The 26,514-nt window shown below is 38.1% G+C and carries 24 protein-coding genes; 20 read left to right on the top strand and 4 right to left on the bottom strand.

The genetic code is table 11. The features are described from left to right. Nucleotides 1–44: 44 nt before the first annotated feature. From EGI26_RS18535 to EGI26_RS18520, 4 genes are all read left to right on the top strand, one after another. Nucleotides 45–890 (top strand): aldo/keto reductase, encoded by an 846-nt coding sequence (locus EGI26_RS18535; protein ID WP_255080559.1) that lies wholly within the window; start codon nt 45–47, stop codon nt 888–890. Between the two features lie 24 nt (nt 891–914). Next, nucleotides 915–1,352, top strand: coding sequence for a nuclear transport factor 2 family protein (locus tag EGI26_RS18530; protein ID WP_255080558.1), 438 nt, complete (start codon nt 915–917; stop codon nt 1,350–1,352). Nucleotides 1,353–1,369: 17 nt separating this feature from the next. Next, on the top strand, nt 1,370–1,981 hold the full coding sequence (locus EGI26_RS18525; RefSeq protein WP_255080557.1) for a flavodoxin: 612 nt from the start codon (nt 1,370–1,372) through the stop codon (nt 1,979–1,981). A 221-nt stretch (nt 1,982–2,202) separates the two neighbouring features. Beyond that, entirely contained in the window at nt 2,203–2,652 is a 450-nt protein-coding gene (locus EGI26_RS18520; RefSeq protein ID WP_255080556.1) for a nuclear transport factor 2 family protein, read from the top strand. Nucleotide 2,653: 1 nt separating this feature from the next. Here EGI26_RS18520 and EGI26_RS18515 read toward each other — a convergent pair whose 3' ends face one another. Then, nucleotides 2,654–2,929, bottom strand: a complete 276-nt coding sequence (locus EGI26_RS18515) for a type II toxin-antitoxin system mRNA interferase toxin, RelE/StbE family (RefSeq protein WP_255080555.1) — start codon at nt 2,927–2,929, stop codon at nt 2,654–2,656. Continuing rightward, entirely contained in the window at nt 2,922–3,170 is a 249-nt protein-coding gene (locus EGI26_RS18510) for a hypothetical protein (RefSeq protein ID WP_255080554.1), read from the bottom strand. Before EGI26_RS18510 ends, EGI26_RS18515 begins: the two co-directional genes overlap by 8 nt. 97 nt (nt 3,171–3,267) lie before the next feature. On the opposite strand from EGI26_RS18510, the gene EGI26_RS21275 reads away from it, so the two are divergent. Genes EGI26_RS21275 through EGI26_RS21265 form a run of 3 tightly spaced genes read left to right on the top strand, consistent with a single transcriptional unit; the run spans nt 3,268 to nt 3,709 of the window. Then, a complete protein-coding gene (locus EGI26_RS21275) occupies nt 3,268–3,393 on the top strand; it encodes a hypothetical protein (protein ID WP_310587974.1) in 126 nt (41 codons plus the stop codon). A gap of 4 nt (nt 3,394–3,397) precedes the next feature. Continuing rightward, complete coding sequence (locus tag EGI26_RS21270; protein ID WP_310587973.1) at nt 3,398–3,559, top strand: hypothetical protein; 162 nt, start codon at nt 3,398–3,400, stop codon at nt 3,557–3,559. Between the two features lie 12 nt (nt 3,560–3,571). Next, nucleotides 3,572–3,709, top strand: a complete 138-nt coding sequence (locus EGI26_RS21265; RefSeq protein WP_310587972.1) for a hypothetical protein — start codon at nt 3,572–3,574, stop codon at nt 3,707–3,709. 148 nt (nt 3,710–3,857) lie between these two features. Here EGI26_RS21265 and EGI26_RS18500 read toward each other — a convergent pair whose 3' ends face one another. After that, entirely contained in the window at nt 3,858–5,807 is a 1,950-nt protein-coding gene (locus EGI26_RS18500; protein WP_255080553.1) for a PQQ-dependent sugar dehydrogenase, read from the bottom strand. 571 nt (nt 5,808–6,378) lie between these two features. Here EGI26_RS18500 and EGI26_RS18495 point away from each other — a divergent pair. From EGI26_RS18495 to EGI26_RS18440, 12 genes are all read left to right on the top strand, one after another. Continuing rightward, a complete protein-coding gene (locus EGI26_RS18495) occupies nt 6,379–7,413 on the top strand; it encodes a sensor histidine kinase (protein ID WP_255080552.1) in 1,035 nt (344 codons plus the stop codon). Next, on the top strand, nt 7,410–8,120 hold the full coding sequence (locus tag EGI26_RS18490) for a LytTR family DNA-binding domain-containing protein (RefSeq protein ID WP_255080551.1): 711 nt from the start codon (nt 7,410–7,412) through the stop codon (nt 8,118–8,120). The genes EGI26_RS18495 and EGI26_RS18490 overlap by 4 nt, the downstream gene beginning before the upstream one ends. Nucleotides 8,121–8,127: 7 nt before the next feature. Continuing rightward, complete coding sequence (locus tag EGI26_RS18485; RefSeq protein WP_255080550.1) at nt 8,128–9,219, top strand: alpha/beta fold hydrolase; 1,092 nt, start codon at nt 8,128–8,130, stop codon at nt 9,217–9,219. 169 nt (nt 9,220–9,388) lie between these two features. Beyond that, nucleotides 9,389–11,017, top strand: coding sequence for a carboxylesterase/lipase family protein (locus tag EGI26_RS18480; RefSeq protein ID WP_255080549.1), 1,629 nt, complete (start codon nt 9,389–9,391; stop codon nt 11,015–11,017). Nucleotides 11,018–11,184: 167 nt separating this feature from the next. Continuing rightward, on the top strand, nt 11,185–13,413 hold the full coding sequence (locus tag EGI26_RS18475; protein WP_255080548.1) for a molybdopterin cofactor-binding domain-containing protein: 2,229 nt from the start codon (nt 11,185–11,187) through the stop codon (nt 13,411–13,413). A gap of 104 nt (nt 13,414–13,517) precedes the next feature. Continuing rightward, nucleotides 13,518–13,973, top strand: coding sequence for a (2Fe-2S)-binding protein (locus EGI26_RS18470; protein WP_255080547.1), 456 nt, complete (start codon nt 13,518–13,520; stop codon nt 13,971–13,973). Between the two features lie 182 nt (nt 13,974–14,155). Beyond that, a complete protein-coding gene (locus EGI26_RS18465) occupies nt 14,156–16,333 on the top strand; it encodes a xanthine dehydrogenase family protein molybdopterin-binding subunit (RefSeq protein WP_255080627.1) in 2,178 nt (725 codons plus the stop codon). A gap of 361 nt (nt 16,334–16,694) precedes the next feature. Beyond that, the gene (locus tag EGI26_RS18460; RefSeq protein WP_255080546.1) at nt 16,695–18,248 is read left to right on the top strand and encodes a DUF5597 domain-containing protein; all 1,554 of its coding nucleotides are present in this window, start codon (nt 16,695–16,697) and stop codon (nt 18,246–18,248) included. Nucleotides 18,249–18,306: 58 nt separating this feature from the next. Continuing rightward, nucleotides 18,307–19,428, top strand: a complete 1,122-nt coding sequence (locus EGI26_RS18455; protein ID WP_255080545.1) for an adenine-specific methyltransferase EcoRI family protein — start codon at nt 18,307–18,309, stop codon at nt 19,426–19,428. Between the two features lies 1 nt (nt 19,429). After that, nucleotides 19,430–20,593, top strand: coding sequence for a DUF262 domain-containing protein (locus tag EGI26_RS18450; protein ID WP_255080544.1), 1,164 nt, complete (start codon nt 19,430–19,432; stop codon nt 20,591–20,593). 166 nt (nt 20,594–20,759) lie between these two features. After that, a complete protein-coding gene (locus tag EGI26_RS18445) occupies nt 20,760–21,380 on the top strand; it encodes a hypothetical protein (protein WP_255080543.1) in 621 nt (206 codons plus the stop codon). Between the two features lie 87 nt (nt 21,381–21,467). Then, nucleotides 21,468–22,460: a DUF2268 domain-containing putative Zn-dependent protease gene (locus EGI26_RS18440; protein WP_255080542.1), complete on the top strand. Its 993-nt coding sequence runs from the start codon at nt 21,468–21,470 to the stop codon at nt 22,458–22,460. Between the two features lie 179 nt (nt 22,461–22,639). Here the strand turns inward: EGI26_RS18440 and EGI26_RS18435 are convergent, their stop codons facing one another. Beyond that, complete coding sequence (locus tag EGI26_RS18435) at nt 22,640–23,017, bottom strand: hypothetical protein (RefSeq protein ID WP_255080541.1); 378 nt, start codon at nt 23,015–23,017, stop codon at nt 22,640–22,642. A gap of 453 nt (nt 23,018–23,470) precedes the next feature. Between EGI26_RS18435 and EGI26_RS18430 the strand changes: the two genes are divergently transcribed. Next, nucleotides 23,471–26,266, top strand: coding sequence for a c-type cytochrome (locus EGI26_RS18430; protein ID WP_255080540.1), 2,796 nt, complete (start codon nt 23,471–23,473; stop codon nt 26,264–26,266). The last annotated feature ends 248 nt before the right edge of the window (nt 26,267–26,514 follow it).

The following is a 26,514-nucleotide window of genomic DNA, read 5'->3' as shown; positions in this document are numbered from 1 at the left end:
GAAATCTGTGTCATCCGTGTTCCATTTCATATCGAATTAAAAATATGCAAAAAATAAAATTAAACAACGGTGTAGAAATGCCCATCCTGGGTTTTGGAGTTTTCCAGGTACCTGATTTGGCAGAGTGTGAAAGAAGCGTGATAGATGCAATTGGTGTTGGCTATAGATTGATTGATACGGCGGCAAGCTATTTCAATGAAGAAGCGGTGGGAAAAGCCATAAAAAACTCTGGGGTTGATAGGGAAGATTTATTCATTACCACCAAAGTATGGATACAAAGCAATGGCTATGAAGGTACAAAAAAAGCTTTCGAAGATTCTATAAAAAAACTTCAGTTAGATTATCTTGACTTGTACCTCATGCACCAACCCTTCGGTGATGTGTATGGCACGTGGCGGGCTATGGAAGATCTTTACAAAGAAGGAAAAATCAGGGCAATTGGCGTAAGTAATTTTCACCCGGACAGACTCATTGATTTAATAGTTCACAATGAAATAGTTCCGGCAATAAATCAAATCGAAACGCACCCATTCCATCAACAAATGGAAGCTCAGGTATTTTTGGAACAAAACCATGTGCAGATTGAGTCATGGGGGCCTTTTGCAGAAGGTAAAAATGATTTATTCTCAAATGAATTGCTAGGCAATATTGGCAAAAAACACAATAAAAGTATTGCTCAGGTGGTATTACGTTGGCTCACACAAAGAGGCGTGGTGGCCATTCCGAAGTCAGTCAGAAAAGAACGCATGGAGGAAAACTTCAACATTTTCGATTTTGAACTGAGTAATGAAGAAATGGAAACCATCAAAACTTTAGATACCAAAACAAGTGCTTTCTTCGATCATCGAGATCCTAACATGGTGAAATGGTTGGGGGAGAGAAAATTATAAAATATCTTTTAAAATAAAAAAAACATGAAAAAATCAATTTTAGGAATCATTACAATTATTCTATTTTCTATGAACACATTTGCCCAGAATACAGCAGAAGAAATCAAAACACTTTCGAAAAACAAATGGCAATGGATGGCTGATAAAGACGTCGATAAATTGGCCAAACTATTCGATAATCAGTCAATGTTTGTACACATGGGCGGTTCTTGGGGTAAAGAACGTGAGCTAGAAATCATAAAATCAGGCTTTATACATTACAAAAAAGCTGATGTTCATGAAGTTTTCACACCCATAATTATCGAAAATACAGTCATTTTACTCAACAGAATTACACTAACAGCAGTAGTTGGTACCAATGAAGTGGTAAATCCTTTCATGGTTACTGAAGTTTATGTAAAGGTAGGTAATGAATGGAAAATGGGCTCTCTCTCATTTTCAAAGCTTATGGGACCCAACTGAATATTTTAAAAGCAACCATGAAACTGAATCGGAGTATCGCTGTATTGTTCTTATTTCTACAAACTTGCTGCTCTCAAGCTCAGCCACAAACAGCTGGAGAAAATGGCAAAGGAAAAAATATACTCATCGTATATTTATCCCGAACCAATTGCACAAAAGTGGTGGCCGAAATGATTCATCAAAAAGTAGGAGGTAAAATCGTTGCTTTAGAGTTAGAGAAAGCGTATCCGGAAAACTACAGAGCTACTGTGGAGCAAGTAAGTAATGAACTCAGAACTGGTTTTCTTCCTCCTTTAAAAACCAGAATCGAAAACTGGAGTCAATATGATTTCATTTTCATTGGTTTTCCGACTTGGGCAATGAGCCTGCCGCCTCCGATGCAATCATTTTTGCACCAATACAATTTTGAAGGTAAAACCTTGGTGCCTTTCAATACCAATGGAGGTTATGGCTTGGGTAGTACCATTGAAAAAATCAAAGAAATATGCCCCAAGGCAACAGTAAAAGAAGCCTTTACTGTTTTTGGTGGAAAAGAACCCGAGGGGACTCATTTGACACTCGAATCGGAAAGAGGAAAAGAAGTGAAACAGATGATTTACGATTGGCTCGAAAAAATAAAATTAGATTAAAAACCAATGCTAAAATTCAAGAGCAATGTTGTTTGTGGTTAACAAAAGCCGTTGGTCTAAAAAGATAATATTCTTATGGATTCCAATTTGAGACTATTTAAATTTACAAAACAAAAACCAATAATTGCACTCAGAAACTATTCTTGAAATGAGCATTTTTACTTAGTTTTCAAATAGGGGCAAGAGGATTAAATATTTTTTTAACAAAAACAGAATAAAAAATGAAATCAGTATTTTTAACTTTTGCTATCGCATTAGCAGCTTTTCAATTTTCATTTTCTCAGTCAAAAACAGAGCAAGAAGTCCTTCAACTTTCCAAAGACAAATGGCAATGGATGGCTGATAAAGAAATTGAGAAATTGGACAAACTCTTTGACGACAAATCTAAGTTTCTTCACATGAGCGGTACTTGGAAAAAAGCTGAGGAATTAGAAATTATAAAAACAGGCAGCATTTGGTACAAAAAAGCTACCATTCACGATTCGGCGGTTGAAGTTTCGGGCAATACAGTTATTGTTTGGAATCGTATCACCTTAGAATCGGTAGTAAGAGGTAACGACGCCAAAGTAGAATTTACGGTTACGGAAGTTTATCAAAAGCAGAAGAAAGATTGGAAAATGCTCGCATTATCTTTTAGTAGCGTGAGAGATACACATCAGATTAAGAAGTAATTTACCTGTATAAATTATCGTAGCTACCGATATTAAGTAATATTATTTGGTCGTCTTGAATGATAAAATCCAGCAGTATTCGATATTTCATGTTGAGTCTTACCGAATAATATTCTTGTAAATTTCCCTGTAATTTATGAAGACGAAGTGACGGATGATATGGGTTTTGTTCAAGTAATTCTATCGTTTTTGCATATTGATTTTTTAAATCGGGATGCTGTTTTTTAAATTTCTGAAGTTGCTTTTCGTAGGTTTTTGTGGTAAGAATTTTAATCATTCCAAAGTCTATTTATATGTTGTTCGGCAGTTTCAATTACATATCGCCCGTCTTTTATGTCTTTTTTTGCTTGTTCCAAGGCGTTATTGAGTTCATATTCACGCCATTCGTCAAATTTTTCAACTTTTACTACAACATATTTTAACTTACCACGAACAGTAATGCCCACTTCGTCAAATTCTTTCATTTGCTCATCTATGGCTTTCAAACCTCTAACTTTCAATTCATTTGCAGCTATCATAATAACAATAGTATTTTAAATTGTACGATTAAAAGTACTATTTAACAAATAGAGTTAACTATTTTTCAAAATCTTATATCGATTTAAACAGTAAACATTGAGAACAAAACAATTAATTATCACATTCTTTCTTTTAGGTACTACTATTTCATTTGCTCAATCAAAAGACGAAACAACCGTTCTTCAACTTTCTAAAGACAAATGGCAATGGATGGCTCATTGAGAAATTGGACAAACGCTTTGACGACAAATCTAAGTTTCTTCACATGAGCGGCACCTGGAAAAAAGCTGAGGAATTAGAAATTATAAAAACAGGCAGTATTTGGTACAAAAAAGCTACCATTCATGACACAGCCATAGAAATGCACGGCAAAACCGCCATCGTTTGAAATCGAATCACAATGGAATCGGTAGTGAGAGGTAACGATGCCAAAGTGGAATTTACGGTTATTGAGGTTTATCAAAAACAAAAGAAAGACTGGAAAATGCTCGCACTTTCATTTAGCAGCGTAAGAGATACACATCAGATTAAGAAATAGTTAAACTTTTTGCTTTTACTTAAATATCAGAATTCCAGGTTTTTATAAATTAAATTACATAAAAAACCGCAGCGAAATTAACATCCTATTGGATTAATTCGCTGCGGATTGTTAGGAAGTATTAAATGCTTTTCCGTAAAAACTGTAACTACTTAACACTTATGAATTTACGTATCATGCCATCTCCTTTTGTGATTGCATACAATTCACCATCTTTGTCTTCAGCCAAGCGTAAGTCGATACGACCGGCACCAGCAACAGCTCCTCTTCCCGGTAAGCCTTCGGCTCTTCCGCCTCGCTTTTTATAGGTTTCTTCAACCATTGGACGAAGATTTGTGTTTAATTCATGAATAGGTGCCATGGTGAGTGGGTTGCCATCATCAGCTGCCAAAATGTCTTTTAAGTAAGAATACCAGATTCGGCCTGTGGTTACATCGGCAAATACAAATGTTCCTTTTAATGATGGAATATTTTTTCCTTGATATACGAAACCGTTTGCAATGGCATCGCCACCTCCTGCTGCATGAGGATATGCTATAACTGCATAATCAGGTTTCATTTTGCCTTTGGTGATCGAATCTGTAACCATCACGGGAATAAGGTCATCTGCTGGTAGCGAACCCATAATATTGCTCTCCGACATACTCTGAGCACCCTCACGAAGCGGATATCCGTAATTGGCTCCTTTTTTAATAATCATTACAGTTTCCCAACTTACAAGACCTATATTGAAAGCGAGCAATACACTTTCTTTTGGTTTTAAGGGGTTTTTATACCACGTTAAACGATGAGGGTTACGAAGACCGTATGCCCAGATTTCCTTTTTTGCTCCCTCAACAGATAAAAACGGATTGTCGTTGGGAATCCTATATTGACCAGTTTCACTAATAGTACTTCTTCCTACTTGCTCACTCAACATAGGTATAATGCGGAGAATCTTACCTTGGTAGGTGTCTAACCTTTGAGCATATAACCGCCTTGGTCCAGGTCGTTCACCCGTACCTGCATCGCCAACACCAAGGTACATTACTCGCCAATCAGGGTCGCCCGGTTTTGCGTTTGGATTGAACGTCATTTCGTTAAGTGGGTGAAATAGACCCGGAACTTGAAGTCGGAATACCTCACGTGCTGTACCCTCAAATGTTGTGTTATTAATCTGGGTATCTTTCCATTCTATGATAATAAATTCACGAGCAAACCGAGTATCGCCAGCTACAGTTGGTTTTCCTATTGCCGGAGTAGTGGTGTAGCCTGTTAAATTTAGTCCAGCTACCACACCTGTTTTTGGGCTTATGATTTCATCAGCAGTGGCAATATTTTCCATGTGCAATGTATAGAAAACGCCATTTTTTGAATATTCAGGGTCAAATACGAAGTTGACAAAACCCGCAGCATAGCCCATTGCCGCCGTGAACTTAGGGAACAATCCCGTTTTGGTCCCTGACCCATCAAAATTTAGATAAGGGGTGAGTTGTTTAGTTTGCTTATTTAAAATATAAAGTGCACCTGTTAGGTCATTAAGAAAAAAGCGATTACCTGCTGGCACTTCAAGCATAATACTCCCACGTGCCAAAACCCCAGAAACTCTATCGCCCGACATATCACCAGTTATAGGTAATTCGAGATAATCTACCAATTCAAGCTTGCGTTGATTATTTGCAGGAACTTCCGAGTTTACTTTATCAGGGGTATTATTGCTTGGAGGTGTCGAAGATGCGAGAGAACGGACATAAGAAATCACATTTCTGATTTCGTTATCTTTGAGAATTCCCTTGTATGAAGGCATCATATTCGCTGTAATCCCTTCTTTGATTGTGGTAAAAATTTCTGAGTCTTTAGATCCATGATCCCAAGTTGAATCAGTAAGATTAGGCGGTTGTTTTCCGCCACGTTCGGTAATTATCGAAATATCAAAACCTGCTTTTACAGCTCCCTGAGCTGCATTTCCATGGCAATTTGCACAATTTGTATTATACAATCGTCGTCCGCTTGCTATTGATTGCGATGAGGTTTGGGATTGTGCTGATAAACTAAAAAGTGTGATAATAAACAAAGCCAACACAAGCAAATGGCTGATTTTCATTACAATTGGTTTCATAAGATTGATTTTTTTGAATTTTTTAAAGTCACTATTTTTTTAATGTTTGTAAATATATTCTTGGGATTCTACAAATATGGTTCAGTGTTAGGTATTTTAGACCAAATGCAGAATTTCCCCACCAACGACTACTCCGATTGCTCTTTTCTGTCAGCAGTGAATTATTTCCTTTGGTATTGTAGATTATTTAATAGTCGTTTTTTGAAGATTCTGTAATTCCTAGGTTCAAGAATTAAATAATAGAGTACTGCAATTCATTTCAGTCCAATAATTTGGAAGATTAAGTAAATTTTTAAGGAAATTAAAGTCGGTTAAATTATTTTGTTATTCAGTAAAAATGGTAGGATAAGCAGTAATTTTTATACCAAAATGCTAACTAAAATCAATGACCTTTGTAGTTAAGCAAACCAGGTTTTATGAATGCTTCAAATAGTTTGATTTTGAAGAAAATATGCAGTTCGTGGGGAAATGAATACAGTTCGTCTAATAAAAGTTTTCTGAAGTATTTTCGAGAAATGGATTGGATACCTTTGTATGGTACGGCTGAATATTAATATTAAGAAATACAATTTTGAAAGAAAGATTAAATACACTCGGTTTCAGTATCATTTTTTGGACACTCTATTTCCTTTACGAATGGCTGGGAAGAGGAGCTCTAATAGACCAATATTTATTTTATTTCGTGCGGTCCTGCCTCATAGTGCCGGTTTATATAGTAGTTTCTTTATTAAGTGTCCATTTTATAGTTGGTAAATTCAATTTCAAAACCCAAAAAACAGCTTTTTGGGTAAGTCAAATTCTGGTAGCCATCGTATTCGTAATGCTTATTCGTACTGTGAGCTACTTTTATTTATATCCCAACTATTATCCCCGAGTAATAAAGGACCCATATATTTTTCTACCCAAATTACTTATTGAATTTGTGAATCTATACTTGATGGTTTCGCTATATGGTTTATTTGTTTTCATGAAAAGTTGGTATCGGCAGCAGCAATTATTGCAAGAATTGAGTAAAGAAAAAATCGCTGCCGAACTGGAATTACTCAAGTCGCAAGTTCAGCCTCATTTTATATTCAATATGCTAAACAATATCTATTCGGGAGCATTTAAAACAAGCCCTGAAACTGCCCAACAGATAATGAAACTGTCAAATTTTATAGAGTACAGCCTATATGATTCGAAAAGAGATTTGGTACCATTGCAACAAGAATTGGATTATCTTAAAAACTATGTGGGCTTGCAAAAAATTAGAATTGGAGATAAATTAGATTTTTCCTTGAATGTTTTTGATAGCATAGAACATGTGAATATTCCACCTATGCTATTGCTGCCGCTTGTCGAAAATTGCTTTAAACATGGGGTACAAAATGCCATTCATACGGCTTGGGTACGTATAGACATCACCGCCAACAAAAAAGAGGTTGTTTTTAAAATAGAAAATAATCTGGAAAGAAATCAAACGCACGCAAAAATGCAAAATGGAGGGTTGGGACTTGAAAACGTCAAAAGAAGACTTGAACTTATCTATCCCAATGCCTTTGATTTTAAGATTTTTGAAGAGGAAAGTAGTTTTTTGGTAGTGCTTAAAATCCCAATTGTCAAATGACCAAATGTTTGATAATAGACGATGAACTGCCAGCTAGGGCTTTGATAAAGACCTACTTGGGGTCTGTAGTGGATTTTGAAGTTTTGGGCTCGTTTAATAATGCCATTGATGGTTTGGATTTTTTGAAAAACAATTGCGTAGATCTCATTTTTCTGGATATTCAAATGCCGCAAATGACTGGTCTAGCACTTTTAAAATCTCTTGAAATCAAACCTAAAGTAGTTTTTACCACTGCTTACAGGGAGTTTGCGGCGGATGCTTTCGATTTGGAAGCTTTAGATTATCTCGTAAAACCTATAAGTGAGGAGCGTTTTATGAAGACCATTTCTAAGTTTCTGCAATTGCAGGAATACAAACAGAATAGCACTCCTATCAGTACAACTTTAGAAGAAGCTTATATTTTCTTAAAGGTCGGCAAAGAGCAAAAAAAGGTTTTCCTAAGTGATATTTTGTACATCGAAGGTCTAAAAGATTATATAAAAGTGTACACAAACGAATCTATGTTGGTGGTGTACGAACGGCTAGGTTACATGGAGGCCAAACTGCCGGAATCCAGGTTTGTAAGAATTCATAAATCGTTCATTATCTCCATAGATAAAATACTGACCTACAGTAATGATACGGTGAGAGTAAAATCCCAAGAAATTCCTATCGGAAGGATTTATAAACAGGGTTTTATGAGTTGTATTGAACAATTTAAATTATAGAAATAATATGTCTTTCAAAATTAAGAATCAATCATTTTGTAGCTTGTTTTTAATGGCTTTCTACATTCTTGTTTCACTAAATACAAATGGACAAAGCAAAACTAAAGTTAAGCCCCTTATTCTGATAGACCAAGGCAGTTTTGCAGTTGGAGGTTCAGTGATAAAAAATGAGGGCACATTTGACCCATTAAAGAGAACTCCAGAAGGTCAAACATTCCATGGCGACCATGCCTATATTACGTATCAGATTCCTGTTAAAGCCAGAAAATTGCCCTTGGTTTTTTGGCATGGTATCGGGCAATTTTCTAAAACATGGATGACAACACCAGACGGAAGGGAGGGTTTTAATAATATATTTCTGAAACGAAATTTCAGCGTGTACTTGATTGACCAACCTCGTCGAGGAAATGCTGGTAGAAGTACTGTTCCAGCCACTATTAATCCTACCCCTGACGAGCAAATGTGGTTCGGAACATTCAGAGTCGGTATTGGATTTGATTATTTCTCAGGCGTTCAGTTTGCCAAAGATGAAGAAACCTTAAATCAGTATTTTCGTCAAATGGTGCCCAATATTGGAGGCTTTGATACTGAAGTTATTACCAACGCTACTTCAAAACTTTTTGATAAAATTGGAAATGGGGTTTTGGTAACCCATTCGCATTCAGGAGGATTTGGTTGGGCTACTGCCGTAAAAAACGACAAAATTAGAGCTATTGCCTCTTATGAGCCGGGAAGCGGCTTCTTGTTTCCAGCTGGAGAAGTTCCTGATCCAATCGCAAGTTCATCGGGGCCAGTTGGAGCTATTGGTATTCCCATGACTGATTTTATGAAACTGACTAAAATACCCATCATCATTTATTATGGAGATTTTATCCCCGAAAAATTAGACCCAAATCCGGGGGCAGATGGCTGGAGGGCTAGATTGGAAATGGCAAGAAAATGGCGAGATACTGTAAACAAATATGGTGGAGATGTAGAAGTTATTCATTTACCCGAGATTGGCATTAAAGGAAATACACATTTCCCATTTTCTGACTTGAATAATATGGAGATTGCAAATCTTTTAAATAAATGGTTAAAAGAAAAAGGTCTAGACTGAGGGTCGTTGGTGGAACTACAATGCTGTTCGTCTAAAAAGTCAATTAATCATCATTTTTTGTGTGTAATCGTCATAAATTCACTTCATAATTGCTGATAAGGACATTTCAAGAAAAAGTGAAGGCCCAAATTAAAATTATAAAAAATATCGAATTATTAAAATTATAAGAATGAAGAAATTAGTATTATTGTTTACTTTTTCAATTAGTTTTTCTGCTCAAGCACAAACAGAAACCAACAACCCGAAAGTTATTACCCAAAATGGTATTGTTCGAGGCCTTAATGATGGGGAGTCTTCTGTGTTCAAGGGTATTCCTTTTGCTGCTCCACCAGTAGGAGAATTTCGTTGGAGACCACCGCAACCTGTAAAAAACTGGGAAGGTGAACTTGATGCCACCAAACCTTGTAAAGATTGTGCTCAAAGTGGTTTTGGACCTAACGCTCCAAAGATGAACCCAAACTCGTCAGAAGATTGTCTATTTCTAAATGTTTGGAAACCAGCAAGTGCTACAAAAAACTCCAAACTACCGGTAATGGTGTGGATATACGGTGGAGGGTTTGTGGCTGGAAGTGCTTCCAGTCCTCAAAATTATGGACATTCCTTAAACAAAAATGGGGTAATATTGGTCAATGTCAATTACAGATTAGGTCGTATGGGATTTTTTGCACACCCTGCCTTGAGCAAAGAGCATGCTGATGAATTTAAAGGTAATTACGCCTACATGGATCAAATCGCTGCCTTGCAATGGGTACAGAAAAATATTTCAGAGTTTGGCGGAGACCCTAAAAACGTTACTATTTTTGGTTTTTCAGCAGGGGGTGTTTCGGTGCATTCACTGCTGACTATACCATCTACAAAAGGGCTTTTTCATAAGGTAATTAGTCATTCGGGGGGTGGAAGAGATGGCGTGCTAACTGGCAGACCGATTAATAAAGAAGATGCTGACACATTTTACAAAGTATCAGCAGAAACCATTGGTAAAAACTTTGCTACTGCCAAAGGTATTGAAGGCATCGACGCAGAGGCTCTGGCAAAACTGCGTGCTTTACCAGCTGATAGTATTATAGACGGAGGCCGTGAAACCAATGGTGAGAATGGACCAAGAATTTATTCAGGGCCAATTTTTGATGGAAAATTAGTTACACAAACCGCAGAAACTGCTTATTTGACTGGAAAACAACCCAAAATACCAATGATTTTAGGAAATTGCAGTGCTGAGAACGGAAGAGAATTTGTAAATAACACTAGGTCAAAAGACGATTTATTTGTTTTATTTGGTGATTTAGGAGCTGAAGCCAAGGCCGCATATGACCCAGATGGCGATAAAAAATTTGAGGAAGTCATCGCCAAATTTAATTCAGATTGGGTTTGGGCAGAACCAGCTCGAATGGCGGCAAGGGCTACCTTAGCCAATGGCTCGCCTGCCTATATATTTCAGTTTGGATATGTACCAGTTGCTGCTCAGCAACGTTCGCCATATGGTGCGGGTCATGGTTCAGATATTTCATTTGCATTCAATACATTAAATGCTCGTTGGGGTCAACAAGGTGAACCAACTGCTGTAGAGAAAGAACTTGCAAATGTGATGTGTGCCTATTGGGCAAATTTCGCCAAAACAGGTAATCCCAATACTGAAGGTTTACCAAAATGGCCGGTTTATAACAATCAGAATTACGATATGCTAGACATAGAAATGGATGGCAAAATAGTAGCGAAACCTGACCCACGTAAGGCAAGATTAGACGTAATTGAGAAGGCAGTAAAATATAGGAGTAAAATACAGACAAGAGGAATTTGAAAGTATATTCTAGATAAAAATTTTAATAAATAACAATGATTTTTTTGTCAATAGGCTTATATTTACTTGAGGAATATATTTTCTAAAATCTTAAACTGGTTAAAATAAAATTTGTTTAATATTCAACCAATTTGAGTTTAAGAGTAAAGTTCAACCAATAATAATTTATGAGCAACCAAAACCGTCGTTCATTCCTAAAAGCCTCAGCCTTATCTGGTGGTGGCTTTATGCTAGGCATTAGTTTCTTGTCTAATTATGAGGCTGTTGGCAAAAAAGTAGTTGCGAATTTGCCTTTGGATTTTAACGAATTAAACGGCTTTGTTAAAATTACGGCTGATAACATCATTAAAATCATGTCTCCGAATCCTGAAGGTGGGCAAGGTGTAAAAACCTCCATGCCCATGATTGTGGCGGAGGAATTGGATGTTGATTTTTCGAAAATTGTAATCGAACAAGCCGATTTAGATACCAAACATTTCACCCGACAGTTTATCGGTGGTAGCCAAGCAATCCATCAAGGCTGGAAACCGCTTCGTGTTGCGGGTGCCACGGCTCGTGAAATGTTGAGATTGGCCGCAGCCAAAACTTGGAATGTGCCTTTGGAAGAAATTAGCACCGAATCGGGTGTTTTATACCATAAAAAGTCTGGAAAATCAGCCAATTATGGCGAAATGGCTACAGCTGCTGCTCAAATTCCTGTTCCGAAAGACGTAAAATTGAAAGAGGTCAAAGATTTTAAAATCATCGGAAAGAGCAAACGAAATGTCGATTTAGAGAAAATAGTAACTGGCAAACCACTTTTCGGCATCGACACCCGAACAGATGGAATGTTAATCGCCATGATTGTTCATCCGCCGGCAATGGGTTTGAAATTCAAGGCGGTAAATGCTGCTAATGCTTTGAAAATGAAGGGCATAAAAGCGGTTTTTCCCATAAAAATATTTAACGACGATTACGAAAAAACTTTTTTTGATACCAACCAATTTAATGAAGTAGTAGCCGTGGTAGGCAACAGCACTTGGGAAGTAATGCAAGCCAAAAAAGCCCTGAAAATTGATTGGCAAGAAGCTGAAACCCTCGCTGAAAAAAGAAATATAAATAGTCGGAAAATGACCCAAAATATACCATCGGGATTAGAAAATTCAGCCGACCATACCGCAAAATTTGCCGAAATGATGGCAAAACCTGGCAATGTTCGAAGAAAAGATGGTGACGTAGAAGCTGCTTTTAAAAATGCCGCAAAGGTGATTGAACGCACTTACAATGCACCCTTTTTGGTTCACAATTGCATGGAGCCGATGAACTTTTTTGCACATGTAACCGAAGAAAAAGCCGAACTTTTAGGGCCGCTTCAAAAGCCAGAATTTACTGAACAAGCCCTATCCGCTCGTTTGAGCATGCCTTTGGAGAAAATTGACATAAAAATGACTCGTTTAGGCGGAGGTTTCGGTCGCCGATCGTATGCCCATTGGATGATTGAGGCCGCCTTAATTTCACAAAAAGTAAAAGCCCCCGTTAAACTCATTTATACCAGAGAAGACGATATGACGGCAGGAATTTGTCGCCCATCTTATTCAGCAAAATACCGTGCGGCATTGGATGCCAACAATAATCTTATTGGTTTTCATGTAAAAGCTGGAGGAATGCCGCAGTCTCCGTTATCGCCCAATCGATTTCCAGCTGGAACTATTGATAATTATTTAGCAGAAGATTTTACCATTGACACTAACATTACGGTGGGTTCATACCGAGCTCCACATTCCAATTTTATGGCTGCAGTGGAGCAATCATTTCTTGACGAAGTGGCAGAATCAGCAGGCAAAGACCCTATCGCTTTTCGTTTAGAGTTATTAAAACGAGCCAAAGAAAATCCTGTCGGAAAAAACAATGATTATCAGCCAGATAGGTTTGCAAAAGTGTTGGAATTGGTAAAAGAAAAGTCTAATTGGGAAAACACCAAAGGTAGCAAAAAGCTTGGTTTCTCAGCCTATTTCTGTCACGATTCTTATGCCGCCCATGTTTTAGATTTAGAAATAAAAGACGGCTCGCCACAAATAAATAAAGTTTGGTGTGCGATAGATTGTGGCATTGTGGTAAATCCAATCGCTGCCAAAAACATGGCCGAAGGTGGAATTGTAGATGCTGTAGGTGCTTCGATGTTTGCCAAAATGAGTTTTACCAAAGGTGTTCCAGAATCCAATAATTTTCACAATTACCGAATGATTCGTCATAACGAAGCTCCCAAAGCAATCGAAATTCATTTTGTAGAAAGTTCTGAGGATCCAACTGGTATGGGCGAACCAGCCTATCCACCTGTATATGCAGCTTTGGCAAATGCACTTTATAAGGCTACAGGCAAAAGGCTTTATAACCAGCCATTTGGAGAAAATATTTAAAGTGTTTGATTTTCGTAAGTTCTTGTTTGAAATATATAACTCACCCATGTATTTTTAGTACTATCTTTATATGTTCTAAATAATGCAAAAAATCTTTAGCTCAAATGGCAAAATATAATCTAAAAATTAATGGAAAAACCCGTGCCGTAGATGTTGATCCGTCTACTCCAATTTTGTGGGTATTACGTGATCATCTCAATATGCCCGGAACTAAGTTTGGCTGTGGAATGGCCATGTGTGGTGCCTGTACTGTGCATTTGGATGGAAATGCGGTTCGGTCCTGTAGTATGCCTGTTTCGGCTGTAGGCAAAATGGCCATAACTACCATAGAGGGTCTGTCTGAAAACGCTGCTCATCCAGTTCAAAAAGCTTGGCTTGAGCATGATGTAGCTCAATGTGGCTATTGTCAGGGTGGGCAAATAATGTCTGCTGCTGCTTTGCTTAAAAGTAATCCAAACCCCACGGATGAGGATATCGATGCCGCAATGAGCGGTAATATATGTCGTTGTGGTACCTATTTAAGAATCAAAGAAGCCATTAAAACAGCCGCAAAAAACTAAAGCCCCCTAACCCCCGATGGGGGAACTCTGGTGGTTATTCGAAATTATGCAAACAAAAATAACAAAGAACTTTTATTATGGAAAATATAAATAATGACAGCACACAAGCTCCCCCATCGGGGGCTGGGGGGCTGAGTCGCCGCTCTTTCCTAAAGTCGTCTGCCCTGACTGGAGGAGGTTTAATGCTTAGTTTTAGCTGGTTTTCTGAGGCAAAAGCTGCAGAAAAGCTTTCGGAATTGAATCTAGCCGAAACCTGGAGTGAACTGACAGGATACATCAAAATTACGCCTGAAAATGTAATCAAAATATTCTGTCCTAATCCCGAATTTGGTCAAAATGTAATGACTTCGCTACCCATGATGGTGGCAGAAGAATTGGACTGCGATTGGAAAAATGTAGTGGTGGAAATGGGAACCCATGACAACGTGAAATTTGGTGCACAATTTACAGGAGGAAGTAACTCTGTGAGAATGTACTGGAAACCACTAAGAGCTGCTGGGGCTTCAGCAAGACAAATGCTGATAGAAGCTGCTGCTCAAACTTGGGCTGTTCCAGCTTCAGAAATATCTACCAAAGCAGGTGTTTTATCGCATAAAAGTGGCAAGTCTGCCAAGTATGGACAAATGGCCAGCAAGGCAGCCACCATTGCTGTTCCGAAAGATGCCAAAACCAAAGCGGTAAAGGATTTTACGATTATAAGTAAATCAAAAAAGAACGCTGAGGGTACAAAAATAGTAACTGGGAAACCACTTTTCGGTTTAGACTACCGTGTGGATGGAATGCTAATTGCAATGATTCAGCATCCGCCAGCATTTGGTATGAAATTGAAATCCTTTAATGCCGCTCAAGCATTGAAAATGCCTGGAATTAAAGACGTTTACAGTTTTAAACTTTACGATGAGGGCTTTGAACAAGGCGGTTTTGATACACGTACTTTCAACGAATTGCTGGTCGTGGTGGGTAATTCAACTTGGGAAGTGATGAACGCCCGTAAGAAACTCAGCGTTCAATGGGAGCCTGCCGGAGACGTAAAAGAAACCATGATGGGTAGGGGAGGCAAAAGAGAAGTGACTATTCCTGGTCGCTTAGAAACGACGAGCAAGCAGTTTGAAATGATGGCAGAATTTGCCAAAAAGCCAGCTACACAATTGCGAAAAGATGGTGATCCCGAAGCCGCTTTCAAGAATGCCGCTCAGGTTATAGAAAGAACTTATAATGCTCCGTTTTTGGCCCACAATACCATGGAGCCGATGAATTTCTTTGCTCATGTTCAGGCCGATAAAGCATTGGTGGCCGGGCCTATCCAAGCTCCAGGCTGGATGGAACCTACTCTTTCCAAAATTTTAAACTTACCTGCCGATAAAATTGAAATTCAAATGACCCGCATGGGTGGTGGTTTTGGCAGAAGAGCTTATGCACAATATGTGTATGAGGCAGCCCGCATTTCACAAAAAGTAAAAGCCCCCGTAAAATTGGTGTATACCCGTGAAGACGATATGACTTACGGAATCTATCGCCCGATGTACACGGCTACTTACCGTGCCGCTTTAGATGCCAATAAAAATTTAATAGGTTTTCATGTAACTGGCGGTGGAATACCCGAGAGTCCAATTCATGCCAATCGTTTTCCAGCAGGTGCTTTAGACAACTATTTGGCTGATTCGTGGGAGATTCCTTCCAACATCACCATAGGAGCTTTTAGGGCTCCACGTTCTAATTTCAACGCCGCTGCTGAGCAATCGTTTTTAGATGAAGTGGCCGAAGCCATGGGCAAAGACCCTATTCAGTTGCGTCTTGATTTGCTAAAAAGAGCCAAAGCAAATCCTGTTGGTAAAAACAACGATTACGATGCCGATAGGTATATAGGTGTTTTAGAATTATTGAAAGAAAAATCAGGTTGGGGAAAACCCGAAAATGCGGGTAAAAAACGTGGTGTAGCCGCATATTTCTGTCATGCGTCTTATGCCGGTCATGTAGTGGATATGGTCATTAAAAATGGCGAACCGTATGTGGAGCACGTAACGAGTGCAGTCGATTGCGGCGTGGTTATCAATCCCGACGCTGCCCGAAATATGGTGGAAGGTGCTGTTGTGGATGGTATTGGACAGTCTTTTTACGGTGCATTAACCCACAAAGATGGTGCTGCCGAGCAAAATAATTTCCATAATTATCGCATGATTCGCCACAACGAAGCTCCTCAAAAAATTGATGTTCATTTCGTAGAAAATGAAATTGATCCAACGGGACTGGGTGAACCACCGTTTCCTCCGGTATTTGGGGCTGTGGCCAATGCCTTATTTAAGACTACTGGAAAACGTTATTATAATCAGCCATTTTCTGTGGAGCAGCCACAGTCTTAAAAGTAATTTTCCTATTTATGCCTCGAATGTAAGAATATTTATTCTTCCCATTCGAGGCTTTTTTTTTAACTCCGTAATCATTCCTTAGATTCCAAAATTTCTATTTCTTAGTGTCCAACTTTTGATTTAGTTAAATGAAGTTCTGTTCGGCCAAAAATATTTCGACTTCTATCACTTTGCATTTTCAAATTTCTACCAAGCTTAGATTATCCAACCACCACTTTCATTATTTTAATTTCCAATAATACCCTATATTTGGAATCCATTTTAACTCAACCTCAGCCTGATGAAAAGTCGCTTGTTGCCCATTTTTTTGACTTTATTTTTTTGCTTAAATTTCCATTTATTTGCTCAACAAAGTTTGCCTAGGCTGGCAAAAAAAGGCACGACTACCCAGCTAATCGTTGATGACAAGCCATTTATAATTTTAGGAGGAGAATTGGGTAATTCCACTGCCACCACTGCCGAAAACATGAAAACCGTATGGTCAAAACTCAAAACTATGAACTTGAGCACCGTTTTGGTGCCTGTTTATTGGGAATTGATAGAGCCAAAAGAAGGCAAGTTTGATTTTAAATTGTATCAAGACTTGATTCTGGAGGCTCGCCAAAACGAAATGAAATTGGTTTTTCTGTGGTTTGGTTCTTGGAAAAACAGTATGAGTAGTCACGCACCGGCTTGGGTAAAACTCAATCAAGGAAAATACCCAAGGGTGAAAGATAACACAGGCCGTAGCCAGGAAATTCTGAGTTCTTTTAGCGAAAATGTGTTACAAGCCGATAAAAATGCTTTCGAAAATCTTATGCGGTTTATTAAAGATTTTGACAGTAAAGACCGCACCGTAATCTTGATGCAAGTCGAAAACGAAATCGGGATGTTGCCATCAGCACGAGATTACCAAACTTTGGCCAACGACGCTTTTTACCAACCAGTGCCAGCTGAACTTCTCCAATATATGCAAAATCACAAAGACCAATTGGTGCCTGAGTTTTATGAAATTTGGAAAAAGAATGGCTATAAAACTACTGGAAATTGGGAGGAAATATTTGGCAAAGGACTACACACCGACGAGATTTTTATGGCCTATTTTTACGCTGATTTTACGGATAAAATCACCGAAGCGGGCAAAAAGATTTATGATTTGCCAATGTTTGTCAATGCTGCCCTTAATAAAGCTGGTCGTGAACCCGGAAATTATCCGAGTGCGGGGCCGCTTCCACACCTCATGGACGTTTGGAAATCAGCAGGAAAAGCCATAGATTTCTTATCACCAGACTTTTATAATCCTGATTTTAAGCATTGGTGCGACCTTTACACCCGACAAGGCGACGTGCTTTTCGTTCCAGAACATGTTTTTGACAACTCCGTGGCAGCCAAAGCACTTTATACCATCGGACATTATGAAGGTTTGGGCTTTTCACCTTTCTCGATAGAGTCTACCCAGAAGCCTGAGGAAGAACCATTGGGCAAAATGTATGGTTTGATAAAAGAACTTACGCCGCTCATTACCAGTCATCAAGGTTTGGGCAAAATAAAAGGAGCTATGCTTAGCAAAAGTGATCAAGAGACCATAGTTAGACTAGGCAAATACGAGTTTATCGTCAAACATGACTACACACTGAGTTGGACTCCCGGAGCTAGAACCGAAACTTGGCCTTTAGCCAGTGCAATCATTATCCAAACGGCTGAAAATGAATTTTATATAGCTGGTTCTGGGGTAGTAATAACCACAAAATCAACCGAAAATAAAGATCTTAATATTGGTATATTAAAAGTAGATGAGGGCAATTTTATAGACAAGCAATGGACTGTTAAACGTCACCTCAACGGCGATCAAACCCACCAAGGCCGCCATATCAACATTGGTACCAACCAATTCGCCATTCAGCGGGTGGAGTTTTATGGGTATAGGTAAATTAAATTTTATTGTATATTTGTCATTATCATATTTCAATATAAGCGTATAAACCTAAATGGCCAACAGTAACCTCACAAATGCTAAAAATGCAAAGAACGATGAGTTCTACACGCAATACCAAGACATAGAAAAGGAAATTAACGCTTATTTGGATTTCAATCCTGATGTTTTTCGAGGCAAAACTATTCTGATGCCTTGCGACGACCCGGAATGGAGTAACTTCACGAAGTTCTTTGCCCAAAATTTCGAGAGGCTTGGTCTCAAAAAGCTCATTAGCACAAGCTACGCCCAAGAAAGTAAGAAATTTAAGGAAGGAACACAGATTTCGCTTTTTGAGAAAAACGCACCGCAGTTTGACGAAGTTAAATCCGTGAAAAATGGCAAAATATTTACGCTGACTGGCGATAAGTCGGGCGATGGTAAAATAGATGTGAATGACCTTGAATGGACTTATCTGCAAGGTGATGGCGATTTTAAAAGCCCCGAAATTAAGAAACTTCGTGACGAAGCCGATATAATCATTACCAATCCACCTTTTTCATTGTTCAGAGATTTTTTAGCTTGGATTATAGAAGCCAGTAAACAGTTTGTAATTATTGGAAATATGAATGCCATTACTTATAAAGAAGTCTTTCCTTTGATTAAAGATAACAAAGCGTGGTTAGGAAACGGTTTTAATGCTGGAAATGCTTTTTTTGCTACTCCCTTTGCAAAAGAATATGCAGAAGGAGTTTATAATGCAGAAACAGGTTTGGTTAAATTTAGAAATGTTTGTTGGTTTACAAATATTGACCATGGAAAGCGTCATAAAGCATTGGCACTAATGAGTGTAGAAGAAAATCTGAAATATAGTAAACATAAAGAATTAAAGGGAAAAGATTCTTATGATATTTACGATAATTATAATGCAATTGAAGTTCCTTTTACTGATGCCATTCCTTCTGATTATGATGGTGTTATGGGAGTTCCAATTAGTTTTTTGGATAAGTACTCCCCAGAACAATTTGAAATTTTGGGAATTACAGATCGAGAAAATGTTTCTGGACTAAGAACCAAATTATACACTTTGGAAAATGCATCAAACTATGGAGATTTAAATCGTCGTGCCGCAATAAAAGTAGATAATGTCTTGATATCAACATATGCAAGGCTTTTAATCAAACACAAGAAAAGTTAACATGAAAACAACTCTACGCACCGACATTACTATCAAAGACATTTGTGAAGGATTTGTTTACAACGAGCTGGAAGGCAAGGGTTTGTTTGGCCTAAGTGGCAAACTGACCATCCAACCGGAATACCAACGAAACTACATCTACGCTGATGGCCGTCGAGATGTTGCTGTCATAGAATCACTTCTCAAAGGCTACCCACTAGGCTTAATATATTTCAATAAAATAAATGACGATAAGCTCGAAGTATTAGATGGGCAGCAACGTATCACAAGTTTTGGTCGATATGTCACGGGACGTTTTGCGGTGAAAGACGAAAACGGTATGGAGCAGTATTTCAGTGGAATAGCCGAAGATAAACGAGCTAAAATACTCAATACCAAGCTGGTCATATATGAGTGCGAAGGTGAGGAGTCTGAAATAAAAGAATGGTTTAAGACCATAAATATTGCTGGCATACCCCTCAACAATCAGGAATTGCTCAATGCCATTTATTCTGGGCCATTTGTTACACTCGGCAAAGAAGAATTTAGCAATAGTCAAAATGCCAATATTCAGAAATGGAGTGCATATATTTCGGGCAGTGCTAATCGTCAAGAGTTTCTTGAATGTGCCTTAGACTGGGTTAGTAAAGGCCGTATTGACAACTACATGAGTAACCACCGTTTTGATACAAATATTACCGAGCTAAAAACCTACTTCAATACGGTTATTGACTGGGTATCGGCGGTATTTAAAGACGTAGAATCAGAAATGCGTGGAATAGAATGGGGTCGTTTGTACGAAACTTATCATAAGCAACCCTACAATCCGCAGAAAGTTTCGGAAGAACTCAAAAAACTTTATGGCGACCCTTATGTTAAGAATCGAAGAGGGATTTTTGAGTATATTTTAGGTGGAATGACCGATACCAAACTAATTGATATCAGGGTATTTGATGAGGTTGTAAAACGCAATGTTTATGCCTCGCAAACCAAAGAAGCTGAACAAGCCAAAACCTCCAACTGTCCACTCTGTTCGATGGGTCACGATGCCAACAAAACCAAAATCTGGAAACAGGTAGATATGGACGCTGACCATGTGACCGCTTGGAGCAAAGGCGGTGCAACTGACATTAAAAATTGCCAGATGCTATGCAAAACGCATAATCGGGCTAAGGGGAATAGGTGAGGCCAGGAGAATGCTTTAATACTTTTAAATTATTGACAATTTTACTTCGAATATTATTATGAACTATAGCAAATTCATAAAAACTACCTTAGTTCTAATTTTTGCGATAATAATTATATTCCTTATTTCATTTTTCAGTTCTGGACATTCGTTCTCATTCACTGAAATGGACACTGAAACAACAGCTCATGTGGGTGACTTCTTTGGTGGGGTAATAGGGCCTGTCTTAAGTTTATTAGGGATACTTTTTGTTGTACAAACTATTGGTCTCCAAAATAAGCAATTAGAAATTCAGCATAAGCAAGTGGAAGATCAATTGAATGTTAATGCTCAAATACAAATTGATAAAATAAATGAATTCATCAAATTAGAATCAGACGAATTCAAGATAAATATTGATAGTTTTACATTGGACAAAAAAGTTTTGGAAACTTTTTGGGATTTTATAATTAATCCAGGAGTAAACATAAATGCATTGGAGAGTTTCCTAAATTATGGTAATAACAACACGACACTACACAACTTTTTTGTTTTTGCGTACAGATATTATTCGTCTGTTTTGCAGGAGATAAATTCAAACCGTGTTTTGAGTAAGGCAGATAAAAAAAGCTTAAGATTTTCAACAATGAATAAAATTAAAATAGAGATGTTAAATTACTGTGCTGCAAATTTTATACATTTTGAGGCACTTCGTCCTAAGTTTGCTTACCCTGAAACTTTAAATTTGAGTTTTATAACTCCTTATGGCATTCTTGCTAGCGTTTACACTCAAATTAATGAGGATTAGACCAAGCTTTAAAAGAACTTTCAAATGCCATTATTCAAAATTTTCAACAAATAAATCATTTTTTAAGAATAATAAATTTCTACCAAAATGACCAAACTGACTATTTCTTTTATTCTCTTTTTAGTATTTCCAAGAATTACCCATGCTCAAAATCTTATCACGACAGATTTAGAGAACTTTGGAGAAATGTACGCTCAATTGCCAAGAGCCAAGTCTGCTGAGGATTCTTTAAACCTGATTAGGAGTATAGTTTTGGCCAAGGGTACAGAGACATTTAAGGAGTATGTCAGACAGAAAGAAGCACAAAATAACTTCAAAATCGAGGGTGAATACCTCAACAAACTTCGACTTTATCCCAAATATTATGCTTCTGTTTTAAAGCAGTCAGAAATATTTAAGTCCAAAAAGATGACTAAAAAAGTAAATAATGTCTACGATAAGTTATTGAAAATCTATCCTGAAGCCAAAATTAAACCAAACGTAATTTGCATAGGTATCATGGATGACGGAGGTAAGTCTTTTGAAAGCGGTCAATACGTTGGTTTAGAGTTATTTACATGTAATAGTTTTGCCGATACCACAGAAGTTGTTCATTCAAGAGGTTTAATGGATTACATGAAAGCCACATCATTCGATATTAGTAGAATTGACGAACTCATTGCCCACGAACTGGTACATTTGAGTCAATTTAAAGGCAACAGCGAATTTTTCAAAACTTTTAAAGGAACCCCAAAGTATATCCCGCTTTTAGGAGAAGGAGGAGCAGCATTTATCGCTGATTTGGTTTTTGGTTTCAAGGCAACCATCGGGCCAGGGACTTTTAACACCAAGCAGTTTGAATATTGCCAACAAAATGAAGACAAGCTATGGCAAGATTATAAAAACTTAACAGATATGTCCAAAATTGGAGACTATTTTTATAAGAACACCAAACTTTATCCGGTTAGAAGTGTCGGATATTATTTGGGCTATCAAGTCTGCAAAAAGTATTATGAAAAAGCAACAGACAAAAGAAAAGCCATAAAAGAAATTATAGAAGTAACTGATTATGATAAGTTTGTGAAAGATAGCGGCTTTTGATTGCGGAGAATTTGATTTTCTAGAAATCGAATCTTATTTTGTTGTAATTCATTGAAAAACTGAAATCTAAGCAACAGAATACATTTTATTGATGGACACAACCTTGCCATGTTATCTAATCTCTTAAAGTTTTTTTCTCCTTTTGGTCTCGAAATTTCAAATTGAGCCAGATGAATTTTTCAATTTGAAGTCAACACACCTTTCAGCCCTTCAAACATCCTTTTGAGCTTCTTGTAGGCATTTTGGCTATTTCTTTTACGTTCCATTTCGATTTTTAATCTTCCTTCCGCCAATTTCATATAGAAAAATGTACCATCCTCAAGAGATATATCACCGTCAATTTTGTTGTTTTTGGAAGCTAATTCATTGTCGAGATTAAGTTCTTTATTTAGGTAGTTTTTAACTTGGGGAGTTTTTTCTGCAGGAAATTCAGCTGAAATATTCAATTCAGATTCGTTTTCAGATACTTTTAGATTAATGTCGTTTCGGTTAGCATAATGAAATACACCATAAGATAACAAGGCAAGACCAGCTAATGTCAATAATAGATTTTTCATGAGTTTTTTATTGAATTGTTAAATGATAATGCAAATATAGTGCATAAACTAATACATTGCAATACATAGTACCTTGTTTATTTATTTTTTTATTCTGTGGATGTGTTTATTGGTCTCAAAAAAAGTTAAAACCATGCACCTTAGTGCATATCGCTTTAGCTTCCGAAAATGTTTTGCACGAATGCATGAACATTTTTGTATGATTTTTTATTCGTGGCAATTCAATTATACGAATGCAGTAGAACCTTTAGTCGAAACTAAATTATGGACTTCAAGTCCATAATAATTAATTTGGGATTCTTGAATTTTGAGTCCAATATGGTAGTGAATTTTGGCTAGAAACCATAGCAATCCTTCCACTTGTCGAGCAGAATAACCTTTTTATCTAAATGTAAATATATTTCTAAAAATTTATACTAATTTGAGTTTTGGATTCAACCTTAATATAAAAACATGAAAGAAATTCTACGTAAGTCTGGTAAAGGGTTTTCTCTTAAAATCGCTTTTCTGGTTTCCTTGGTGGCTGTTGCACTCAGTTCGTTTGTTTTCTCTAAATCTTCTAAAGGCATTTTAGATGCTGGCATAAAAGCCGACACATTGCCTAAAGTCAAACTTCCGGAGGGGGTTGATCCCAACAGCGACGATTGGAAAGGGATAGATTTGGAACCCAAACAGCCCGTTTTGCCATTGAGTGTGGCAGAAGAACAAAAGCAGTTTTTGTTACCTCCGGGTTATAAAATTGAACCAATTCTGACCGAACCTGCCATTCAGCAACCAGGAGCTATTGCATTTGACGGCAACGGTAGAATGTATGTGCTGGAGTTGCGTTCGTATATGCTTGATGCCGATTCTAAAAACGAATTGGAGCCAACTAGCCGTATTTCTCGTTGGGAGGATAAGAATAACGACGGTGTTTATGAAACCGGAACTACGTTTTTAGACAAACTGATATTTCCTCGTTTTGTGTTGCCTTATGGTAAAGACTGTATTCTCACCATGGAATCTGACGCAGATAATGTTTATAAATACACCGACACCAATGGCGACGGAAAGGCTGACAAAAAAGAACTTTTTACAACCAAATATGGCCGCTCAGGAAATGTGGAACACCAACAAGCATTTATGTATTATGGTATGGACAATTGGTTATATAGCACCGTAAATGCCTTTCGAGTAAGAGAAACGCCTAACGGTGTTATCCGAGAAAAAACAGGTTTTAACAGAGCTCAATGGGGTGTAACGCATGACGACGACGGCAAACTTTGGTTTCAAGGCGGGGCGAGTGGATTACCCTCACATTTCCAGTTTCCTATACATTATGGCAATTTCGAAGTGCCAAACGAATTCGCCAAAGGCTTTGATGTGCCTTGGGGTGCAGCGGTGAAAATAGCTGATATGCAAGGTGGTATGGACGAAATCCGTCAGCCAGATGGTTCATTGAACAGAGTTACTGGCTCAGCCGGAAATGATGTGTATCGTGGTGATAGATTGCCTAGTAACCTCAGAGGCCAGTATTTTTATGGTGAACCTGTGGCCAGAATTGTAAGACAAATCAATCCAGTGGTTACAGAAGGAGTTACTACACTTCACAACGTTTTCCAAGACCAAAAATCAGAGTTTTTGCGTTCTACTGACCCCTTATTTCGACCAGTAGATATGGCTACAGCTCCAGATGGCACGATGTATATTGTAGATATGTACCACGGAATCATACAAGAAGGCCAATGGACCCAAAAAGGAACGTACCTGCGTACCAAAATTGAACAATATCAGCTAGACAAAGTGGTGGGTTTGGGTAGAATCTGGCGTATCACTTATGACGGAAAAGAACGTGACAAATCTCAACCCAAAATGCTGAACGAATCAGCTGCCGCTTTGGTAAAACATCTTGAACATCCAAACGGTTGGAGACGAGATGCTGCTCAACAATTGTTGGTTTTGAAAAAAGACCTTTCGGTGGTGCCTGCCTTAAAAACGATGGCGACATCGAGCAAAAACGAATTGGCTAGAATTCATGCCATCTGGACATTGGAAGGCTTGGGTGCTTTGAAAACAGATTTGGCCAAAAAGCTATTGAAAGATGCCAATCCAAGAATCAGAATTCAGGCCTTGCGTACTGGGGAAACGCTTTACAAAGCAGGGGCAAAAGAACTTGAAGCAGAATATAAAGCCGCTTTGAACGATGCCAATACAGATGTAGTGGTTCAAGCGATGCTTTCGGCCAAAGTTTTGAAAATTGATGATTTAGAAAGCGGAATAAAATCGGCAATTGCCAGTAACAAAGCCGTAGGCGTGAAGCTTATTGGTGAGCAAATTATTACCCCACCAAAACCAAGAAATAATGGGCCGTTTGGAGGAGTGGAGTTGAGCAAAGACCAAAAAGAATCGATAGACAGAGGAATGGTGATTTACAGTGAGTTGTGTTCACAATGTCATGGAAACAACGGAATGGGTGCTCCGGGTGGAAATGGAAAACTGATGGCACCAGCTTTGGCGGGGTCACAACGGATACAAGCTCATCCTGAATACGCCATAAAAGTAGTTTTGCATGGCATGGAGGGCAACATTGAAGGCAAAAGCTACGCAGGAGGACTGATGGCTCCAATGAAAGATCACGACGATGTTTGGGTGGCAGATGTGGTTTCGTACATCAGAAATGGCTTGTCGAATGATGCCTCGTTGGTAACTCCAAAACAAGTGGAGAAAATTCGTGCAAAAACGGTCAATCAGAGCGTTTTGTACAAATATGATCAACTCATAAAAAATACACCTAAGGAAATTCAAGTGTCAGATGGATTAAAAATAACGGCCAGTCATACAGCCTCAACGCGTATTGGTGGGAATGTTTCGCCGCAAAGTGCTTTTACTTATGAAGGGTGGTCAACAGGTAAAAAGCAAGAAAAAGGCATGTGGTACCAAGTAGAATTGCCAAAGGCGATGAATATTTCTGAGCTGCAGTTTAACTCTGCTGCCATCAGGAGATTTGGCCCAAGAAATGGAACGACCCCGCCACCACCGCCACAAGTAATCCAAACTTTTCCTCGAAAATATACCGTGGAAGCATCAGTGGACGGAAATACTTGGGAACAAACGGCCCAAGGTCTCGTGGGGAATGAGGGAGATAATACAGTGCCTTTGTCTACCCCGAAAGTTAAATTTTTAAGAATAAAACTGGAAGAAGGACTCGATCAAGAAACTGAAGCCATTCCATGGACAATGAAACAAGTAAAGATTTTTGGATTGCAATAATAGGGAGTGTTTATTGGCACACGGATGACACGGGTTTTTCTTTCAATTTGTTATAACATGGTTGTTTTGCTACTCGGTAGAAACCATGGAGTAGGTGCTTTTTTAGGAATTAAAATGTCAAATTGCACACGGAGGACATGCATTAATAGTTTTATTCGGTTTAACAAAAATCCGTGTTTATCTGTGTTGGTACATCCGTGTCATCCGTGTCCCATTAATAAGTATGATTTTCTTAGCGAATATCAGAA

Source organism: Lacihabitans sp. CCS-44, assembly GCF_024343735.1.
GTDB lineage: Bacteria > Bacteroidota > Bacteroidia > Cytophagales > Spirosomataceae > Leadbetterella.
The sequence above is the reverse complement of the archived record's forward strand: the minus strand, read 5'-3'. Positions and strand labels throughout refer to the sequence as shown.

Excerpts from the sequence above, each read along its gene's own strand:
- EGI26_RS18450 (WP_255080544.1), top strand. The coding sequence starts at position 19,430 with ATGAAAACAACTCTACGCACCGACATTACTATCAAAGACATTTGTGAA.
- EGI26_RS18475 (WP_255080548.1), top strand. The coding sequence starts at position 11,185 with ATGAGCAACCAAAACCGTCGTTCATTCCTAAAAGCCTCAGCCTTATCT.
- EGI26_RS18525 (WP_255080557.1), top strand. The coding sequence starts at position 1,370 with ATGAAACTGAATCGGAGTATCGCTGTATTGTTCTTATTTCTACAAACT.
- EGI26_RS18455 (WP_255080545.1), top strand. The coding sequence starts at position 18,307 with ATGGCCAACAGTAACCTCACAAATGCTAAAAATGCAAAGAACGATGAG.
- EGI26_RS18480 (WP_255080549.1), top strand. The coding sequence starts at position 9,389 with ATGAAGAAATTAGTATTATTGTTTACTTTTTCAATTAGTTTTTCTGCT.
- EGI26_RS18515 (WP_255080555.1), bottom strand. The coding sequence starts at position 2,929 with ATGATTAAAATTCTTACCACAAAAACCTACGAAAAGCAACTTCAGAAA.
- EGI26_RS18485 (WP_255080550.1), top strand. The coding sequence starts at position 8,128 with ATGTCTTTCAAAATTAAGAATCAATCATTTTGTAGCTTGTTTTTAATG.
- EGI26_RS18430 (WP_255080540.1), top strand. The coding sequence starts at position 23,471 with ATGAAAGAAATTCTACGTAAGTCTGGTAAAGGGTTTTCTCTTAAAATC.
- EGI26_RS18435 (WP_255080541.1), bottom strand. The coding sequence starts at position 23,017 with ATGAAAAATCTATTATTGACATTAGCTGGTCTTGCCTTGTTATCTTAT.
- EGI26_RS18510 (WP_255080554.1), bottom strand. The coding sequence starts at position 3,170 with ATGATAGCTGCAAATGAATTGAAAGTTAGAGGTTTGAAAGCCATAGAT.
- EGI26_RS18490 (WP_255080551.1), top strand. The coding sequence starts at position 7,410 with ATGACCAAATGTTTGATAATAGACGATGAACTGCCAGCTAGGGCTTTG.
- EGI26_RS18440 (WP_255080542.1), top strand. The coding sequence starts at position 21,468 with ATGACCAAACTGACTATTTCTTTTATTCTCTTTTTAGTATTTCCAAGA.
- EGI26_RS18530 (WP_255080558.1), top strand. The coding sequence starts at position 915 with ATGAAAAAATCAATTTTAGGAATCATTACAATTATTCTATTTTCTATG.
- EGI26_RS18520 (WP_255080556.1), top strand. The coding sequence starts at position 2,203 with ATGAAATCAGTATTTTTAACTTTTGCTATCGCATTAGCAGCTTTTCAA.
- EGI26_RS18535 (WP_255080559.1), top strand. The coding sequence starts at position 45 with ATGCAAAAAATAAAATTAAACAACGGTGTAGAAATGCCCATCCTGGGT.
- EGI26_RS18500 (WP_255080553.1), bottom strand. The coding sequence starts at position 5,807 with ATGAAACCAATTGTAATGAAAATCAGCCATTTGCTTGTGTTGGCTTTG.
- EGI26_RS21265 (WP_310587972.1), top strand. The coding sequence starts at position 3,572 with ATGGAATCGGTAGTGAGAGGTAACGATGCCAAAGTGGAATTTACGGTT.
- EGI26_RS18470 (WP_255080547.1), top strand. The coding sequence starts at position 13,518 with ATGGCAAAATATAATCTAAAAATTAATGGAAAAACCCGTGCCGTAGAT.
- EGI26_RS18465 (WP_255080627.1), top strand. The coding sequence starts at position 14,156 with ATGCTTAGTTTTAGCTGGTTTTCTGAGGCAAAAGCTGCAGAAAAGCTT.
- EGI26_RS18445 (WP_255080543.1), top strand. The coding sequence starts at position 20,760 with ATGGACACTGAAACAACAGCTCATGTGGGTGACTTCTTTGGTGGGGTA.